General features: G+C 75.9%; 15 protein-coding genes. 6 read left to right on the top strand and 9 right to left on the bottom strand.

Annotated features, from left to right (window positions below; genetic code table 11):
- Window positions 1-54: 54 nt before the first annotated feature.
- Entirely contained in the window at window positions 55-669 is a 615-nt protein-coding gene (locus tag BJ981_RS36945) for a helix-turn-helix domain-containing protein (RefSeq protein WP_184618185.1), read from the bottom strand.
- A 257-nt stretch (window positions 670-926) separates the two neighbouring features.
- Between BJ981_RS36945 and BJ981_RS36940 the strand changes: the two genes are divergently transcribed.
- The 5 genes from BJ981_RS36940 (at window position 927) to BJ981_RS36920 (ending at window position 8,910) form a co-directional block, all read left to right on the top strand.
- Complete coding sequence (locus tag BJ981_RS36940; RefSeq protein WP_184618184.1) at window positions 927-1,433, top strand: (2Fe-2S)-binding protein; 507 nt, start codon at window positions 927-929, stop codon at window positions 1,431-1,433.
- Window positions 1,430-2,410, top strand: coding sequence for an FAD binding domain-containing protein (locus BJ981_RS36935; protein ID WP_184618183.1), 981 nt, complete (start codon window positions 1,430-1,432; stop codon window positions 2,408-2,410). The genes BJ981_RS36940 and BJ981_RS36935 overlap by 4 nt, the downstream gene beginning before the upstream one ends.
- Entirely contained in the window at window positions 2,407-4,497 is a 2,091-nt protein-coding gene (locus BJ981_RS36930) for a xanthine dehydrogenase family protein molybdopterin-binding subunit (protein ID WP_184618182.1), read from the top strand. Before BJ981_RS36935 ends, BJ981_RS36930 begins: the two co-directional genes overlap by 4 nt.
- An 11-nt stretch (window positions 4,498-4,508) precedes the next feature.
- Window positions 4,509-6,422 (top strand): FUSC family protein, encoded by a 1,914-nt coding sequence (locus tag BJ981_RS36925; RefSeq protein ID WP_184618181.1) that lies wholly within the window; start codon window positions 4,509-4,511, stop codon window positions 6,420-6,422.
- Window positions 6,423-6,705: 283 nt separating this feature from the next.
- Window positions 6,706-8,910: a hypothetical protein gene (locus tag BJ981_RS36920; RefSeq protein WP_184618180.1), complete on the top strand. Its 2,205-nt coding sequence runs from the start codon at window positions 6,706-6,708 to the stop codon at window positions 8,908-8,910.
- A gap of 43 nt (window positions 8,911-8,953) precedes the next feature.
- Here the strand turns inward: BJ981_RS36920 and egtD are convergent, their stop codons facing one another.
- The 4 genes from egtD to egtA form a co-directional block, all read right to left on the bottom strand.
- Window positions 8,954-9,985 (bottom strand): L-histidine N(alpha)-methyltransferase, encoded by a 1,032-nt coding sequence (egtD, locus tag BJ981_RS36915; protein WP_221315657.1) that lies wholly within the window; start codon window positions 9,983-9,985, stop codon window positions 8,954-8,956.
- A gap of 106 nt (window positions 9,986-10,091) precedes the next feature.
- Entirely contained in the window at window positions 10,092-10,805 is a 714-nt protein-coding gene (gene egtC, locus BJ981_RS36910) for an ergothioneine biosynthesis protein EgtC (protein ID WP_184618178.1), read from the bottom strand.
- A complete protein-coding gene (gene egtB / locus BJ981_RS36905; protein ID WP_184618177.1) occupies window positions 10,806-12,128 on the bottom strand; it encodes an ergothioneine biosynthesis protein EgtB in 1,323 nt (440 codons plus the stop codon). It abuts the gene before it with no gap.
- Entirely contained in the window at window positions 12,125-13,360 is a 1,236-nt protein-coding gene (egtA, locus tag BJ981_RS36900; RefSeq protein ID WP_184618176.1) for an ergothioneine biosynthesis glutamate--cysteine ligase EgtA, read from the bottom strand. The genes egtB and egtA overlap by 4 nt, the downstream gene beginning before the upstream one ends.
- Window positions 13,361-14,084: 724 nt before the next feature.
- On the opposite strand from egtA, the gene BJ981_RS36895 reads away from it, so the two are divergent.
- Window positions 14,085-14,468 (top strand): hypothetical protein, encoded by a 384-nt coding sequence (locus tag BJ981_RS36895; protein ID WP_184618175.1) that lies wholly within the window; start codon window positions 14,085-14,087, stop codon window positions 14,466-14,468.
- A 157-nt stretch (window positions 14,469-14,625) separates the two neighbouring features.
- On the opposite strand, the gene BJ981_RS36890 is transcribed toward BJ981_RS36895, so the two are convergent.
- From BJ981_RS36890 to BJ981_RS36875, 4 genes are all read right to left on the bottom strand, one after another.
- Window positions 14,626-15,717, bottom strand: a complete 1,092-nt coding sequence (locus BJ981_RS36890; protein ID WP_184618174.1) for a glycerophosphodiester phosphodiesterase — start codon at window positions 15,715-15,717, stop codon at window positions 14,626-14,628.
- Window positions 15,718-15,791: 74 nt separating this feature from the next.
- The gene (locus tag BJ981_RS36885; RefSeq protein ID WP_239139046.1) at window positions 15,792-16,307 is read right to left on the bottom strand and encodes an HAD domain-containing protein; all 516 of its coding nucleotides are present in this window, start codon (window positions 16,305-16,307) and stop codon (window positions 15,792-15,794) included.
- 70 nt (window positions 16,308-16,377) lie between these two features.
- Window positions 16,378-17,058 carry a class I SAM-dependent methyltransferase gene (locus tag BJ981_RS36880; protein ID WP_184618173.1) on the bottom strand — a complete coding sequence of 227 codons (681 nt, stop codon included), beginning with the start codon at window positions 17,056-17,058 and terminating at the stop codon, window positions 16,378-16,380.
- Window positions 17,059-17,177: 119 nt separating this feature from the next.
- Window positions 17,178-17,950, bottom strand: a 773-nt coding sequence (locus BJ981_RS36875; RefSeq protein WP_184618172.1) for an LLM class flavin-dependent oxidoreductase, incomplete at its 5' end; no start/stop codon positions are given.

Here is a 17,950-nt window from a genome sequence, read left to right as displayed (position 1 = left end):
CGTTCACACCCACTGAACACGCGCCGGGCGGGCCGGTCATGGCCGGGTATGGGTTCAGTACAGGCGAGGCGTGACCACCGACACCACCGTGGTGACGTGGTCGGTGTCGTTGTACATGCTGTGCGGCACCGTCGAGCGCAGGTGGACGCTGTCCCCGGCGAACAGCCGGTGCTCCACGCCCTCGACCTCGTACAGCAGCTCGCCCTCCAGGACGAACGCGAACTCCTCCCCGGCGTGCCCGTAGGCGTCCTCGCGCCGGCCGCCGGGGGCGATGCGCACGAGCAGCGGCTCCAGCACCAGGTGCGGCCCCCGGGAGGACAGCATGCGGTAGGTCTGCTGCCCGGAGACGTACTCGGTGGCCGCCTCCGCCCTGCGGGTCAGCGTGAAGTGGAACGGCAGCCGGGTGACCTTGTCGTCGTCGCCGGACGGCGGGTCGCCGTCGAAGAAGTCGGCCACGCTGCGGTCCAGCGCCGCGGCGACGCCGTTCAGCGCGGTCAGGCCGATGGAGGAGATGCCACGCTCGACCTGGGACAGGAAGCCGATCGACAGACCGGAGCGCGAGGACAGGCCGCGCAGCGTCATGCCGCGTTCCTTGCGGAAGCGGCGCATCCGGGCGCCCACGGCCTCCGCGCGGTCGTCGCCGGCGTCGCGGCCCCGGTGCTCCGACATGCCCACCCGAAACTCTCCCTCCGCGTCGGATACCTCGCCGCACGACATTCCACAACAACCACCTGGCGCGTGCCAACCCGCGCCCGCCCGGCGCGGGGGCAGGAGGTGGCCTTCCGGTGACCCCGCGATGACCCCCCGTCCGCCTCCGGCCACTCACCATGGAGAACGCATGGGGTATCCCTGGCGTCCTCGGGGGTAGGGAAGCGCGGGTGAAGGCCCGAGCGAACGAACCGCGGGGCGACTCCGCCTCGGTACCGATGACCGTTGACCTCGAACTCTCCGTCAACGGGCGGCCATATCCCCTTTCCGTTGACACGCGGGAGACCCTGCTCGACACCCTCCGCGAACGCCTCGGCCTCGCCGGCGCCAAGAAGGGCTGCGACCACGGCCAGTGCGGGGCGTGCACGGTGCTGGTGGACGGGAGGCGCGTCACCGCGTGCCTCACGCTCACGGTGACCGTCGACGACCGTCCGATCACGACCGTCGAGGGCCTGGAGGGCCCCGAAGGTCTCCACCCGCTGCAGAAGGCGTTCATCGAGCACGACGCCTTCCAGTGCGGCTACTGCACCCCCGGGCAGCTCTGCTCGGCGGCCGGGATGCTGGACGAGGCGGGCCGGGGCTGGCCGAGCGCGGTCACCCCCGACGTCGCCGCCGACCGGCCGGACCTGGACGAGGCGGAGATCCGCGAGCGCATGAGCGGCAACCTGTGCCGCTGCGGCGCCTATCCCGGCATCGTCGCGGCGATCGCGGAGGTGTCGCGATGAGGCCCTTCTCCTACGCGCGGCCCGCCGACGCGCGCTCGGCCGTGGCGATGCTCGGCGACGGCGCGGTGTACCTGGGCGGCGGCACCAACCTCGTCGACCTGATGCGGCTCGGGGTGGTCGAGCCCGGCGCGCTGGTCGACGTCAGCCGCCTCGCCGACGACGTGATCGAGGAGACCCCCGGCGGGGGCCTGCTGGTCGGCGCGGGCGTGCGCAACGGCGACCTGGCCGCCCACCCGCTGGTGCGGCGCCGCTACCCGGTGCTCGCCGAGGCGCTGCTGTCGGGCGCCTCCGGCCAGCTCCGCAACATGGCCACCGTGGGCGGCAACCTGCTCCAGCGGACCCGGTGCTCCTACTTCCAGGACGTCACCAAGCCGTGCAACAAGCGCGAGCCGGGCTCGGGCTGCCCGGCGCGCACCGGCGACCATCGCAACCTGGCCATCCTCGGCCACTCCGAGAGCTGCGTGGCCACCCACCCCTCCGACATGGCGGTCGCGCTGGTCGCGCTCGGCGCCCAGGTGCGCGTGGAGGGCCCCGGCGGCGCGCGTGCCGTCCCCATGCCGGGCCTGCACCGCCTGCCCGGCGACGACCCGAGCCGCGACACCGTGCTGGAACCGGGCGACCTGATCACGGCGGTCGAGCTGCCCGCGCTGCCGCTCGCCGCGCGCTCCCGCTACCGCAAGGCCCGCGACCGCGCCTCGTTCTCCTTCGCGGTCCTGTCGGTCGCCGCGGCGCTGGAGGTGGACGGCGGCGTGGTGCGCGACTGCCGCATCGCGCTCGGCGCCGTCGCGCACGTGCCCTGGCGGGCCGAGGCGGCCGAGGCCGCCCTGCGCGGGGCCCCGGCCACCGAGGCGGCGTTCGCCCGGGCCGCCGACGCCGAGCTCGCCGCCGCGCGGCCGCTGCCCCGCAACGGCTTCAAGGTGCCGCTCGCCCGCAACCTGCTCCTGCGCGTGCTCGCCGACCTCGCGGAGATGCCATGACCACCACGGACGTCAAATACGTCGGATCGGCCCTGGACCGGGTGGACGGTGTGGAGAAGGTCACCGGCGCCGCCCGCTTCGCCTTCGAGTACCGGCCCCGCGACCTGACCTACGCCGCGCCCGTGCAGGCCACGATCGCCCGAGGCGAGATCAAGGGCATGGACGCCGGCGCCGCGCTCAAGGTCCCCGGCGTGATCGCGGTGATCTGGCACGGCAACGCGCCGCGCCTCGCGCCGAGCGACGCGGCCGAGCTGTCGGTGCTGCAGTCGCCGCGCGTCGCCTACCGGGGCCAGTACGTCGCGGTCGTCGTCGCCGAGACGCTGGAGGCCGCCCAGGAGGCCGCCGCGCTGCTGCGCCCGGAGTACGCCGAGGAGGGGCACGACGTCGAGCTGCGCGCCGACCACCCGCGCCTGTACCGGCCCGAGCACGTCAACCCGCGCTTCCCCGCCGACGACGAGCGCGGCGACCCCGACGCCGCGCTGGCCTCCTCCCCGGTCGTGGTGGACGCCGCCTACACCACGCCCGCCGAGCACAACAACCCGATGGAGCCGCACGCCGCGGTCGCCGAGTGGGACGCGGGCGGGCTGACGGTGTACGACTCCACCCAGCAGCCGTCGGGGCTGCGCGGCCAGCTCGCGCCGCTGTTCGGCATGCCGCCCGAGCAGGTGCGGGTCATCGCGCCGTACGTCGGCGGCGGCTTCGGGGCCAAGGGGCGCGCCCACCCGTACGTGGTGCTCGCGGCGCTGGCGGCCAAGCAGGTCGGCCGTCCGGTCAAGCTGGCGGTGACGCGGCGCGAGATGTTCGCGGTCACCGGCTACCGCACCCCGACGATCCAGCGGGTGCGGCTCGGCGCCGAGGCCGACGGCAGGCTGAGCGCGATCGTCCACGACGTGTGGGAGCAGAGCTCGACGCTCGCGGAGTTCGCCGAGCAGACCGCCGTCGCCACCCGCATGATGTACGCCGCGCCGCACCGGCGCACCACCCACCGGCTGGTCAGGCTGGACGTCCCCACCCCGTCGTGGATGCGCGCGCCGGGGGAGACCCCGGGCATGTTCGCGCTGGAGTCGGCGATGGACGAGCTGGCCGTGGCCTGCGGCCTGGACCCGATCGAGCTGCGGGCGCGCAACGAGCCCGCCACGGACCCCGACGCCGGGCTGCCGTTCAGCTCACGCAACCTGCTCGCCTGCCTGCGCGAGGGGGCCAGGCGGTTCGGCTGGGCGGACCGGGACCCGCGCCCGGGGGTGCGGCGGCGCGGCGGGCTGCTGTACGGCACCGGCGTGGCCTCCTCGACCTACCCGGCCTACCGCGCGCCCGCCCAGGCCACCGCGCGCGCCGAGCCGGACGGCTCCTACACCGTGCGGATCGCCGCCGCCGACATCGGCACCGGGGCCAAGACGGTCCTCACCCAGATCGCCGCCGACGCCCTGCGCGCCCCGGTCGCCCTGGTGCGGGTGGAGATCGGCGACAGCGCGCTGCCGCAGGCCCCGGTGGCGGGCGGGTCGATGGGCACCGCCTCGTGGGGCACCGCGGTCGTGCGGGCCTGCGAGGCGCTGACGCGCGAGCTGGAGGAGTCGGGCGGCCGGGTGCCGCCGGGCGGCGCGGAGGCGTCGGCCGCCACCGCCCAGGAGGTCAAGGAGCAGGAGAAGTACGCGCGGCACGCCTTCGGCGCCCAGTTCGCCGAGGTCGCCGTGGACGCCGCCACCGGCGAGACGCGGGTGACCCGCCTGCTCGGGGTGTTCGCCGCCGGGCGGATCCTCAATCCCAAGACCGCGCGCTCGCAGTTCGTCGGGGGCATGACGATGGGCCTGTCGATGGCGCTGATGGAGGAGAGCGTCATGGACGCCCGGTTCGGCGACTACCTGAACCACGACCTGGCCCAGTACCACATCGCCGCGCACGCCGACGTGCCGGACGTGCGGGCGTACTGGGTGGAGGAGGACGACCCGCACCTCAACCCGATGGGGTCGAAGGGCATCGGCGAGATCGGCATCGTCGGCACTGCGGCCGCGATCGCCAACGCCGTCCACCACGCGACCGGCGTGCGGGTCCGCGACCTTCCCATCCGCCTGGACCGCCTGGTGCGCTGAGGCCGGGAGCGGTGCCCTGGCTGTCGCGCCCCGACCGGCTCGCCGACGTCGCGCCCGGCTGGCTGGTGGAGGCGGTGCGCCCGGCGTCGGCCCGCCCCGACTGGGGGCCCATGCTGCGGATGGCGGCCTCCGTCGCCGTCCCGCTGGTGGTGGCCCTGTTCGCCGGGCAGCTCATGCGGGGGCTGCTGCCCGCGATGGGCGGCATGGCGGCGGGGCTCGCCGACCGGGGCGGGTCCTACCGGGCCCGGCTGATCCGGGTGTCCTCGGCGGGGGCGGGCGGCGCGACCGGCTACGTGGTCGGGCACGCCCTGCGGGAGGCGGGCTGGTGGGCGGTCGCGGGCGTGGCCCTGGTCTCGGTGGTCGCGGCGCTGGTCAGCACGGCCGGGGACGCGGGGTCGATCGGCACGCTGCAGCTCCTGGTGATGACGGTGATCGCCCAAGGGGTGCCGTTCCCCGAGTCCGGGGCGTACGGGGCCCTGGCCTATCTCGCCGGGGCGCTGTGGGCGCTGGCGCTGGCCCTGGCGGGCTGGCCCTTCCGGCCGCGCGCGCCGGAGGCGGCCGCGGTGACGGGGGTCTACCGCGCGCTGGCCGAGCTCGCCGAGGATCCGGGCGCGCCCGGGGGGCCGGCCGCGTTCGACGACGCGATCAAGCGGGCCTACGAGGTGGTGTTCGGCGCGCGGTCGGCGGCCTCGGGGCCCGACGCCGAGCGCACCCACCTGGTGGCCCTGCTCAACCAGGCCGCCCAGATCCGCCACGCGCTGGTCTCGCTCGCCCAGGAGGGCCGTGACCCTCCTCCCGAGGTCGTGGACGCGGCGCGGGCGCTCGCCGCGGCCGTGGGTCGAGAGCGCCGCCCTCCCGGCCTGCGCCTGGAGCCGTCCTCGCCCGCGCTGGCCGCGCTGTGCTCGGCGGTGAACGGGGCCGCCGAGCTGGTGGGCGCCGAGGCGCGCGGCGACCTGGAGGCGGGGGAGCCGCCCTACGAGCCCATGGGCCGCGCGGCGCGGCTGGCGGCGGTCTGGCGGCGCGTGTGGTCCGGGCCGCTCACCCGGGTCTACACCGCACGCCTCACGCTGTGCATGGGCGCGGCGGCGGCGCTCAACGAGCTGCACTGGCTGGAGCGGTCGTACTGGACCACGCTGACCGTCGCGCTGGTGCTCAAGCCCGACTTCGGCTCGGTGTTCGCGCGCGCGGTGCAGCGGGGGCTCGGCACGGTCGCCGGGGCCGTCATCGGCACCGTGATCCTCTCCGTCGTCCCCTACGGCCCGGCCATCCTGGCCCCCATCGCCGTCTTCGCCGCGCTGCTGCCGTACGGACGGCAGCGCAACTGGGGGCTGATGTCGACGTTCCAGGTCCCGCTGGTGGTGCTGCTGGTGGACCTGCTGACCGGAGGGGGGCCGCGGCTGGCGGAGGTGCGGCTGGTGGACACGCTGGCCGGGTGCGGCATCGTGCTGCTGCTCGGCTACCTGCCCTGGCCGGCGAGCTGGCACGCGCCCGTGCGGCCCCGGTTCGCCGACGCGGTCTCGGCGATCGCCCGCTACGTGCGCCACGCCTTCGACCCGGCGCACCCGGGCCGGACCGCGCTGCGGCGCGAGGCGTTCGACGCGCTGGCCGACCTGCGCACGGTCTTCCAGCGGGCGGTGACGGAGCCGGCCGTGGTGAGCCGGCGCGTGACCACGTGGATGGCCCCGATGACCGCGCTGGAGCAGGTCGCCGACGCCACCGCCGCCACGGTCGCGCGCACCGAGCACGGCGCGCCGACGCCGTCGCCGGAGTCGGTGCGGGAGGCGGCGCGGTCCCTGGACGGGATCGCCGGGGCGGTGCGGGAGGGCAGGCCGGTGCGCGGTCCCGGCCCGGTCACCGAGGGGCCGCTGGAACGGGTGAACCGGGCCGTGTGCGGCCTGCGGGAGACCCTGTCCGGCCACGAGTGACCCCCGGCGTGGCCGCGGGGGCCCAGTTATCGGAGAGATATATCCGGTTATTACCGTTCAAGGCTATTCTTCCAGGCGTTTGCCGGTCGCGCGATCGACACTTTCCAGGCAACGTTGGAAAGATGAGAACCGATTCCCCCGCGTCAGAAGGCGGACCTCTCTGGCGAACCCATGGAGCCCAGGACTTGCCCGAAGTATATGCTTTGGAGATCAATATGGCTTTTGGCCGTTGATATCCACTGCCACACGCCAACCGCACCACCGACCAAGGAGGGCTCCAAGGGTGTCGGCGCAGGAAAGACGGCTCTCGGCGATCGGGGAGGCCGCGGCAGAGGTCCTCCGCCACACCGATTACCACCTGGTCAGGGCCGAGGACGTCGCGGCGGCCGTGCGGCTCTCGCGGGAGGGGCACAGCGGGCGGCGCAGCGCCGTCTGGCTCTACAACGAGGTCAAGAGCAGGCGGGTCCTGGTGGCGCTCGCCCTGCGGCACGCCTTCGTGGAGTTCGCCGAGCGCGCGGGCCCCCGCGAGCGGCTCGACACGCCCGTCGCGCTCGTCGAGGCGCGCGACCTGCTCACCCAGGCGCTGCTGCTGGTGGCCCGCTTCCACCGGGCCGAGGCGTTCCTCACCCAGCAGGTCCAGCTCGGCATCGGCGACATCGCCACCTCCGAGAAACGCCAGTCCGCGCCCCAGGAGCCCCCGGGCTGGCCCGACGGCGCGCTCGGCCGCGCCGCCTCGGCCGGCTGGTCCGGCCGGATCGTCGCCTACGCCGACCACCTGGCCCCCGTGATCGCCGCCTCGGCCCGCGCCGTCTGCCTGCCGCCGCCCGGCTGGGCGCGCGCGTGCGCGGAGAAGCTGTCGGACCTGGCGTTCGACGCGCTCACCGACGACCCCGACGGCCCGGTCGACCGGCAGGCGGCGGCGCTCGGCGCGCACTGGTACGAACGGCACCTGGTGCCGCTGGCCGGCACGTGGATCAACGACCTGGACGTCGCCGAGCGCGCCAGGGACGTGGCGCGCAGGTCCGCGCCCGGCACCCCGGCCGAGGCCGACGCCCAGGCCGGGGTGCTGCGCTCGCTGCTGGACACCGGCATCCTGCTCAGGCGCGCGGCCCGCGAGGCCGGGGAGCTGTCCGGGCTGCTGCCCGCCCCCGGCGCGGCCCCGTCGCCGGCGGGCGGCGCGGGCCTGCGCAGCCGGTGCGACGTGCAGAACCGGCGCGGCCTCGCGCTGCTGCGGTACGGCGACCTGGAGGCCGCCCAGGCGAGCTTCGAGTACTCGCTGGAGATCTCCGAGGAGGAGAAGGGCCTGGCCCCGGAGGAGACCGCCGCCTACGCCGCCCGCGCCCGCCACCACCTCGGCGAGACGCTGGTGGAGGCCGGGCGCCCGGTGGAGGGACGCCGGCTGATCGAGCAGGCCCGCGTCGCCAGCGTCGAGCAGGCCCGCGCGGCCGGCGAGGACGACGGGACCGGCGGAGGCGAGGAGCCGGGCGCCGCCTCGCAGGCCTGGCGGCGGCTCACGCTGACCGCCCAGGCCGCCGCGCTCGCCGCCGTGCGCGCGGGACGGGTCGTGGAGGGCCTGCGCGAGGCCGAGGCCGTGGTCACCGACCGGCAGGCCCGCCTGGGCGACCCCGGCGACATCAACGTGGTCGCCGCCCGCGTCTCGCTGGGAGAGGCGCTGCTGGAGGCCGGCCAGCCCATCGAGGCGCGCCACGTGCTGCAGGAGGCCGGGCGGCAGCGCGCCGACCTGCTCCAGCCGACCGCGTACTGGCCCAACCACGACATCGTGCGCGTCGCGCAGGCCGAGCTGGTGCTGCGCGACCCCGGCACCGTCGTGCGGCTGCTGGAGCGCGCGCCCGTCCTGGACGACTGGTTCGCCGCGCAGGTCTCCTTCCGGCTGTGGGCGCAGGCCCGCGTCCTGCACGCGCGGGCGCGGGCGCTCGGCGAGGAGGCCGGCGCCGCGGTGACCGCGCTCGGCGAGCTGGCCGCCCTGCTCGCCCCCGCCGGCTCCGACGCCCTGCTGCTGTCGGTGCGCCGGGCGCTCGCCGAGACCCTGCTGGGCGGCGGCGAGCCCGAGGAGGCGCTCGGCGTGCTGCGGACCGTCCAGGCGGTGGAGTCCGGCGCGGCGGACCCGCCGGGGCGGGCCAGGACGCTGCTGCTCACGGCGCGCTGCGAGGACGCGCGCGGCGACGACAAGGCCGCCTCCCGGCACCGCGCGACCCTCGCGAACCTGGCCTCGGCCGGGCTCGACCCCCGCCACCCCCTGCTGCTCGAAGGCCGCTACGACGAGGCGGCGCGCCGCTTCGAGACGGGCCGGTTCGACGGCCTGGACGAGCTTCTGGCGCCGCTGCTGGACCGCGAGCCGCTCGCCCACGGCCGTCCCGCCCTCGGGGACGGCCATCCGCTGCTTCTCAAGGCGGTGGCGCTGGCCGACCGCAGCGGCGCCGTGCGCCTGCCCCGCGCCCCGCGCCAGATCCTCTGGGAGGACGCCTGACGCCGTCCCCGGACGGGGCCGGGTCCGCCCGGCCCGGGGCGTGTCAGGCGCCGCCCTGGCGCCTGCCCCGGCGCGGCCGGGCCTCGTCGCGGTCCGGGCGGGCGGCGGGCGCGCCGGGGACCTCGGCCAGCGCCAGCGCGTAGTCCTGCCCGGGGTCGGTGTACCAGCGCACCGGCACGTAGCCGGTCCGCACCAGCTCGCGCTCCAGCAGGTAGCGGTGGAACTTGGTGCTGATCTCCGTGCGCATCTCCTCGCCCGCCCGGAACACCACCTCCAGGGACGGCACGCGGAAGCGCACCCGCGTCTGCCGCGTCGCGCGCAGGCGCATCTCGATCCGGCGCCGCCGCGCGTCGTACAGCGCGACGTGCGCGAACGCCTCGGGCGCGAAGTCGGCGCCGAGCTCGCGGTTCAGCACCGCGAGCACGTTGCGGTTGAACGCCGCGGTCACCCCGGCGGCGTCGTCGTAGGCGGCGACGAGCCGCCCGGTGTCCTTGACCAGGTCGGCGCCGAGCAGCAGGCCGTCGCCGGGGGAGAGGGTCTCGCGCAGCGCGGCCAGGAACGACGCCCGCGCCTCCTCGTCCAGGTTGCCGAGCGTCCCGCCGAGGAAGGCCACCAGGCGCCTGCCGATCCGGGGCAGCAGCGCCAGGTGCCGTTCGAAGTCGGCGCGCACCGCCCACACCGCCAGGCCCGGGTGCCCGGCCGACACCCGGCGCGCCGCCGCCTCCAGCGTCTCGCCGTCCACGTCCACCGGCGTGTACGTCCTGAGCGTGCCCGCCCCGCCGAGCGCCTCCAGCAGCAGCGCGGTCTTCTCGCTGGTGCCCGAGCCCAGCTCGACCAGGTTCTCGGCCCCGGTCAGCCGGGCGATCTCGGGCGCGTGCTCGCGCAGCAGGCCGAGCTCCCGGCGGAAGGGGTAGTACTCCGGCAGCCGGGTGATCCGCTCGAACAGCGCGCTGCCCGTGGCGTCGTAGAACCACTTGGGCGGCAGCCACTTGGGGGAGGAGGTCAGGCCGGCCAGGACGTCCCGCGCGAGGGCCTCGCGGGCGTGCCCCGGCCCGATGTGGTCGACGGTGTACAGGAACGGCAGCGGGATCTGGGTGACGGACACGCGAACCTCCTGAGGTGACCGGTGAACAGGTGGCGACGGGCCGGTGAACCGCGGAACGCCCCTGGCCCGGGGCGCGTCACAGCGGCTGGACGCGCACGCCGTCGGGCGTGGCGAGGACGATATGCCGGTCGGGCACGGGCTCCCAGCCCGGCCGGTCGTCCAAAGGCTCGCTGGCGAGCAGCACCCCCTCGCCCAGGTGCAGGAACAGGGTCTCGTTCCAGGCCGTGGCCACGAGCGTGGCGCCGTCGCCGACCAGCAGGTTCAGCCGCGCGGCGGGGTCGCACCGCCCCGCGAGCGCGACCACGTCCGCCGTCGCGGCGCCGAGCCGCGCGCCCGCGGCGAGCCGCGCGAACACCGCCGCGGCCAGCCACGCCGAGTCGCACGGGCTCTCGGGGAAGCGGTCCCCGGCCAGCGGGCGCACCGCCGCGCGGTCCACCCGCCCGTTGTGGCTGAGCAGCCAGCGCCCCTCGGCGAACGGCGCGGTGGCCGACTCCTCGACCGGCATGCCGGGGCTGGCCGAGCGCACCGCGGCCATCAGGCAGCCCGAGCGCGCGGCCCGGGCCAGGCCGGGCAGGTTGGCGTCGGCCCAGATGGGGACGCCACGGCGGTAGCGCACCGGCTCGGGCCCCGAATCGGGGTCGTACCAGCCCATCCCGAAGCCGTCGGCGTTCACCGTGCCGCACCGCTGCATGCGCGGCGCGTACGCCTGCCGGCACAGCCCGTGGGCGGGCTCCTGGAGCAGCGAGGCGAGCGCGCGGGGCGCGCCGAGCCACGCCGCGTGCCGGCACATCTACGCCTCCTCGGGCGAGGCCGGGCGCGCGCAGCGGAACCCCGCGAAGATCTGCCGCCGGATCGGCAGGTCCCAGTTGCGGAAGCAGGCGCGCACGGCCAGGGCGTGGGTGGCCCACGAGCCGCCGCGCAGCACCCGGTGGTCACGGCCGAAGAACACCTCGCTGTACTCCCGGTAGGGGAACGCGCGGAACCCGGGATAGGGCACGAACCACGACCCGGTCCACTCCCAGACGTCCCCGATCATCTGCTCGGCCCCGTAGCGGCTCGCGCCCGCGGGGAACGCGCCCGCCGGGGCCGGCCGCGACGCGCGGTGCCCCAGGTTGGCGTGCCCGGGCCCGGGCACGGCGTCGCCCCACGGGTAGGCGCGGGCGCGACCGGCGCGGGGATCCCAGCCGCAGGCCTTCTCCCACTCGGCCTCGGTGGGCAGCCTCCTGCCCGCCCAGCGGGCGTAGGCGTCGGCCTCGTACCAGCTCACGTGCTGCACGGGCTCCTCCGGCGGCACCGGCTCCATCCGGCCGAACCGGGAGCGCCACCACCCGCCGCCCGGCTCGCGCGTCCAGTACAGCGGGGCCGTCACGCCCTGCCGCACGCGCCAGCGCCACCCGCGCGGAACCCACCAGCGGGGGTCGTCGTAGCCGCCGTCCTCGGCGAACGCCGCGAAGGCGCCGCAGGTCACCGGCAGGCGGTCGATCCAGTACGCGGGCAGGTCCACCTCGTGGGCGGGCCGCTCGTTGTCGTAGGCCCAGGGGTCGCTTCCCGCGCCCATGCGGAACGGGCCGGCGGGGACGAGCACCTCCGCCGGGCCGCCGGGCCGTCCCGCGGGCAGCGCGCCGTCGCGCACGAGCCCGGGACGGCCCGACAGCTGCAGCGTGGCCAGCATCGTCTCGCCGTGCTGGTGCTCGTGCTGGAGCGCCAGCCCGAAGGCGAAGCCGCCCGCGCGCAGCGGATCGTGGCCGTACAGGTCCCCGTCCTCCATCAGGTCCAGCACGTCCAGCACCCGGCCGCGCACCCCGGCGATGTAGGTGCGGGCCTCGGCGGGGCCGAGCAGGGGCAGGAGGGGGCGCTCCTTGCGCGGGTGGGCGAAGGCGTCGTACAGCGTGTCGATCTCCGGCCGGGTCGGCTCCGCGCCGGCCAGCGCGCGCAGAACCCACAGCTCCTCGTAGTTGCCGACGTGCGCGAGATCCCACACCAGCGGGGACATCAGCGGGGAGTGCTGGCGCACCAGCAGGTCGTCGTCGATGTCGGTGTAGGTCAGCGAGCGGCCGCGGCCCTCCTCCAGCTCGGCGGCGATGCGGTCCTTCAGCCGCGTCGCCGCGGTCATGCCACGACCTCCTCGCTCAGCCAGGCCAGCGGGCCGGCGCCGGGCTCGCGGGCGCGGCGCAGCGCCTCGGCGGCGGGCGACCGCCCCGGCACGACGTGCCGCTCGGCGTAGGACTCCACGTCGGCGACCAGCCACGGCTCGGCGCCGAGCCGGGGGAGGGCCGGCGCGGCGGCGCGGAAGCACTCCTCGGCGGCGCGGCGCACGCGCGGGTCGCCGAGGCCCACCCGCGCGGCGTGCCACCAGCGGTCGGCCAGCGGCGCGGCGGCGGCCAGGGCGGCGTCGGCGGCCCGGTCGTCCAGCAGCAGGGCGCCGGTGACGGCCACGCAGGCGGGCCACCAGCGCGGGGGCAGCGCGTCGAGGTAGCGGACCTCCAGCCACCCGCGCGGCCGTACCGGCGGGAAAACGGTGGTGGCGTGGTAGGCCAGGTCGCGGACCGTGGGCGGGTGCCCGCCGAGGTGCGGCGAGCGCGTCCAGTCGGCGAAGGTGGCCCGGCTGGGGGAGGGCGGGCGGCGGGTCCCTTTCTCACGCAGCAGCATGAGGCGGGCGTCCATGAGGTAGCGCGCCCACGCGGCGGCCGGGTCGTCCTCCCAGACCACGGGGCGGGTGCGCGTGGGGTCCAGGTGCAGCCAGACGGCCTGGCGTCCCGACATCCACCCGCACGGCCGCGAACCGGTCAGCGGCGAGTTGGCGAAGGCGGCGTTCAGGACGGGGCCGAGGGCGCAGGCGCGCTCCCAGCGGACCGCGGGCTTCGGGCCAAGGTCCACGTTGACCTGGATGGACGCCGACAGGCACATCATCAGCGGGCCGTAGGGGACGCCGAGCAGCTCGGCCATCGCCTCGTAGCGGGGCGCGCGGAGCTGGCGCTCGGGCGGCCGGATCGGGTCCAGGCCGATCCCGGCGAGCAGCAGCCCGTCGTCGCCGAGGGCGCGGCGCGCGGTGTCCAGGTCGGCGGCCACCTGGCGCACCGCCCGGGCCAGCGGGGCCGGGGAACCGGACAGTTCGAGCTGGCCGCCGGGCTCGAAGGTGAGGGCGCTGCCGCGCGTCAGCGGGGGAAGGGCGTCGATGATCCGGGACACGCCGACCTGGCGCGCAGGGTCGGCGCGGTCGAAGACCAGGAACTCCAGCTCGACCCCGACCTGGTCGCCGGGGGAGCCTTGGAAGCACCGCCGGGCGAACTCCTCCACGTCCGCCAGGTCGCGGACCCGCGCGTCGCTGTTCTCCGTACCGATCATGGGACCTCCTAGGGCGAGGCGTGGACGGTCGGCAGAGCCGTGGAGACCTCCACTTCGTGTGCGGCGTGTGCGGCGTGTGCGGCGGGAGCGGGCGGCGGGCGGGACGGCGCGGACCGAAGCGTGCGGGCCGGAATGCGCCGGACCGGTGCGAAAGGTGAACAGGTCGCGAAGGGGTCCCGAAGCTGCGCGGAGAAAGTCGGAAAAGGCGGCCGGAGGCGGGCAAAGGTGCAGAACCAGGCGAGAATCAGGCGTCCGTCCGGTCGTTGGCGGCGCCGGCGGGCGGCTAAGCATCACGTACCCGGCATTCCACCATTTGAAGCACTAAATAGGATTAGTGCCGCAAAACATATGATCTCCCCAATATGGGGATCTTGTCTGATAAAGGGGATGTAAGGGGCGCCAGGCCGTCCTCCGGGCTGTCCTCTTGTGGCCGTAGGGTGCCGCGACACGCCCGCGCCCCGGGCGGCGCGCGGGCCGGGACGGCGCGCGGAACGCGCAGGTCGCCCGGCCGGTGGCCGCGTCAAGCGATTACGGCGGCAAAAGTGGGCGCCGCTCCACGGGCCCCGGCGGCCCCGGCGACGGCATGGACACGCTGAGTGGCTATCTGGATACTTCCGGTGACGAACCGAAGATCCCCAGCCCCCGACGCCACGGGGAACGCGACGGTGCGTCCCGTCGCCGGCCGCGCGAGACGGGGCGGGGAACCATTCGAAGGAGAGACGCCATGCACGCCAAGAAGCTCTGGACGCTCGGGGCGGTCGCCGCCGCCTGCTGCGCGGGGCTGGCCACGATCGCCGCCGCCCCCGCCTCCGGCGCGGCCACCGTCCCGGCCCCCGCCCCCGCCGCCGTGCGCCCGGCCGCCGACTTCACCGGCTACCAGATCGTCAAGCTGCCCAACGCCAACGTGCCCAACTTCCAGCGCCGCACCGTGTACTGCCCCAACGGCAAGCGGGCGGTCGGCGGGGGCGCCGAGGCCCAGGGCAACGACGCCGTCCTCGTCGGCAGCTTCCCCACCGAGGACGGCAAGGGCTGGATCGGCCTCGGCCGCCAGAACCGCTACGCCGACGTGGGCATCAGCGTCTACGCCATCTGCGCCGCCGCGAGCTGAGACGTCCCCTCCCGCGCCCTCGCGCGAGGACCCTCCCTTCGGTCCCCGCGCGGGGACGCCCCCGCGGCCGCCGGCGGACCGGGCCCGCCGGCGGCCGCCCTCTCGGCCGAGCCGCCAGACCAGGCCCGCCAGGCCAGGCCCGCCAGAGCCGAGCCCGCTAGAACAGGCGGGCCCGCGTGGCGACCGCGATGCCCGGGTCGTCGGAGAACACCCCGTCCACGCCCAGGCCGTACAACCGCTCCAGCCAGCCGGTGACGTCGCCGGTGGCGCGGGGGAAGGCCGGGCTCGCGGGATCGCCGAGCCGGTAGTCCACCGGGAGCTGCGAGTTCTCCGGGCGGATCGTCCAGGTGTGCACCTTCAGGCCGCGGCGGTGCGCGTCCTTGATCAGCGTGGTCGGCTGCAGCAGCCTGCCGTCCGGGCCCGCCGGGACGATCCGCGTGGTCGCCACGCCCACGCCGTCGGCGTACCCGGCCACCTCCCGCAGCCCCTCCGGGGTCACCATGTCGGCGTAGGTGCGCTTGTCGCCGGCCGCCACCCAGTCGTAGGGGGCGCCGCTGCCGTTGACGAGCTGGATCAGCGGCAGGCGGGTCAGCCGGCGCAGCTCCTTGAGGTTCCCGGTCTCGAACGACTGGATGAACACCGGCGCGCGCGGGCCGTCGAGGCCGTGGCGCTTCAGCGTCTGCAGCAGCGGCTCCTCCAGCGACAGCCCGATCGAGTCGAAGTAGCTCGGGTGCTTGGTCTCGGGGTAGACGCCCACGCCGTTGCGGCGGGCGAGGTCGAGCACCTCGTCGAGGGTCGGGACCTGCGCCAGCCCGTTGAACGCGGTGTTGTCCGGGCGCAGGTCGGGGATGCGCTCCTCGGCGCGCAGCGTGCGCAGCTCGGCCAGCGTGAAGTCCTCGGTGAACCAGCCGGTCACCGCCACGCCGTCGATGGTCTTGGTGGTCCTGCGCGCCGTGAACTCGGGGTGGTTCTCGACGTCGGTGGTGCCGCCGATCTCGTTCTCGTGCCGGGCGACCAGCACGTGGTCCTTGGTGGACACCAGGTCCGGCTCGATGTAGTCGGCCCCCAGCTTGATCGCCGCCTCGTAGGACAACAGCGTGTGCTCAGGCCGGATGGCGCTGGCACCGCGGTGGCCGATGACGATGGGCTCGCCGCCGTGGTGGTCGCGGTCTCCGGCGGTAGCGGTCTGCGGAAACGCGATGGCCACCATCGCTCCGGCCGCGAGCACCGCCAGCGTTGACTTCTTCATGTCCGGGCACACCCCACTCTCGTGATCCGCGGGGCACGCTAACGGCCGCACCTGTCCCCGGGATGGCGGGGCGGTTAACGATCAACGGCCTCGGCGTCTCGGCCCGACAGCCAGGCGCGGGCGCGCTCCAGGTGCGCGTCGGTGAGCCCGGTGCGGGGCTCCACGTCGACCAGCAGGAACTCGCCCACGCCGGGATGGTCCTTGAGGTACTGCCAGTCGGGGACGCCGAGGCCGTCGTCGAACCAGACGAACGGCCGCCCGGCGACGTACTCGGCGACGTGCCGGGTCTTGAAGTGCTCGCCCGCGCGCGAGCCCGGGTCGCCGTTCACCGCGATGACGGGCAGCGCGGGCAGGCCGAGGCGCGGGGCGATCTCGGCGTTGGCGTGATCCTCCCAGGTGGTGGCCCAGGCCAGCTCGGCGCCGGTGTCGCGGGCCAGCGCCGCCAGCTTGGCGCCGTGCCGGGCGTCGAGCAGGATCCGGTAGGAGCGGCCGTCCAGCACGCACTCGTGGCGGCGCTGCCGCAGGGAGTGGCGCCTGGCCGGGTTCAGCACCCCGTCCACGTCCAGAAGTATCAGGGGACGCTTCGTCACGTGCCGCTCCTCGGTCGTCGGTGCTGGGGGACGGGACGTCGTGCGCGGGTCCCCCTCGCGGGCGTGCCGGTCACGCCGCGCGGAACTCCGCGCGCCAGTACCGCACCGGAGGGTCGCCGCCGGGCGGCCCCGGCACCAGGTCCACGCGCGCCGCGGTCAGCGCGCGTGCCCCGAAGGACTCGACCTCGGCGCGGGTGAGCGGCCAGGGCATGTGGCCGGGCGGGTCGGACTCCTCGCGGGCGCGGGCCACGACCAGCAGCGTGCCCCCGGGCGCGAGCAGGCCCGCCAGGGACGCCATGGCGCGCTCGCGCAGCGGCCCGCGCAGGACCTGCAGCGTGTACGCCTCGGCCACCAGGTCGAAGGCGCCCCGCCACGCGGCGGGCGGGTCCAGCAGGTCGGCGGTGACGTAGCGCACGGAGGTGCCGGGGAAGCGGCGGCGGGCGGCCGCGACGGCCGTCGGGGCGATGTCGAAGGCGGTCACCGCGAAGCCGAGCCCCGCCAGGTACTCGGCGTCGTCGCCGAGCCCGCAGCCGGGGACCAGCGCGGTGCGTCCGGCGCCGTTCGCCGCCGTGGCCTCGGCCCAGCCCACGACCAGGGAGTTCGGCACGCGGTGCGCCCAGGGGACCACGCCCTCGCCGCGCTCGGCCGCCGAGTACAGCGGCTCGAACCAGCCGAGCGGGTCGCCGCGTTCCTGGTAGCGCGCCGCGAGCTCGCGCGCGCCGCCGCGCGCCGCACCGGGATCGGCGGACATCCTCCCCCTTCCTCCGCTTCCGCGGGGTGACTGGGGAATCATCCTGCCATCGCCGCCCCAGGCCGCGCACCTGCTCTCCCGTGGGACGAACGAGCCCCCCGGCGCGGTTCCCGGCCGCGCTAGTCCAGGCCCCAGGCCTCGGCGAGCAGCCGGAAGGAGCGCACCCGGTCGGCGTGGTCGTGGGCGATGGTCGTGACGAGCAGTTCGTCGGCCCCGGTGACGTCCCTGAGCACCCGTAGCCGCTCCACCACGGTCTCCGGCGGCCCGGCGAACCGCGTGTCCAGCCGGTCGGCCACCAGCAGGCGGTCCTCCTCGCTCAGCGGGTCGGCCGCGGCCTCCTCCGGCGAGGGGTACGGCATCGCGCCCCGGCCGGTGCGGATCGACCGCACCCAGTGGCCGAACGGCGCGCCCACCGCGCGGGCCGTCTCGTCGTCCGGGGTCACCAGCACGTCCGCCGACACCAGCACGTACGGGGCGGCGAGCGTCGCCGAGGGCTTGAACGCCGCGCGGTAGGCGTCCACCGCCTCCAGCACGCTGGATGGGCTGACGTGGTAGTTCGCCGCGAACGGCAGCCCGCGCTCGCCCGCGACCCGCGCGCTCTGGCCGCCGCTGCTGCCGAGCACCCACACCGCCAGCTCGGCGCCCTCGCCGGGGACGGCGTGCGCGTCGATGCCGTCGGCCGACACGTAGGTGCCGTCCAGCAGGGCGAGGATCTCGTCGACCTGCGCCGCGAAGTCCGGCGTCTCGGCGCCCGGCTGTTGCAGCAGCGAGGCGTACAGCCGGAACCGGGGCAGCCGGGCCAGCGTGGCGAACGAGTACGACGGCGGGATCAGCAGGCCGTCCACCAGGTGGCCGCCCTTGCCGTCGGGGACGGACCGGCGCGGCGCCCGCG

The sequence above is a fragment of the Sphaerisporangium krabiense genome (assembly GCF_014200435.1).
Lineage (GTDB): Bacteria > Actinomycetota > Actinomycetes > Streptosporangiales > Streptosporangiaceae > Sphaerisporangium > Sphaerisporangium krabiense.
The sequence above is the reverse complement of the archived record's forward strand: the minus strand, read 5'-3'. Positions and strand labels throughout refer to the sequence as shown.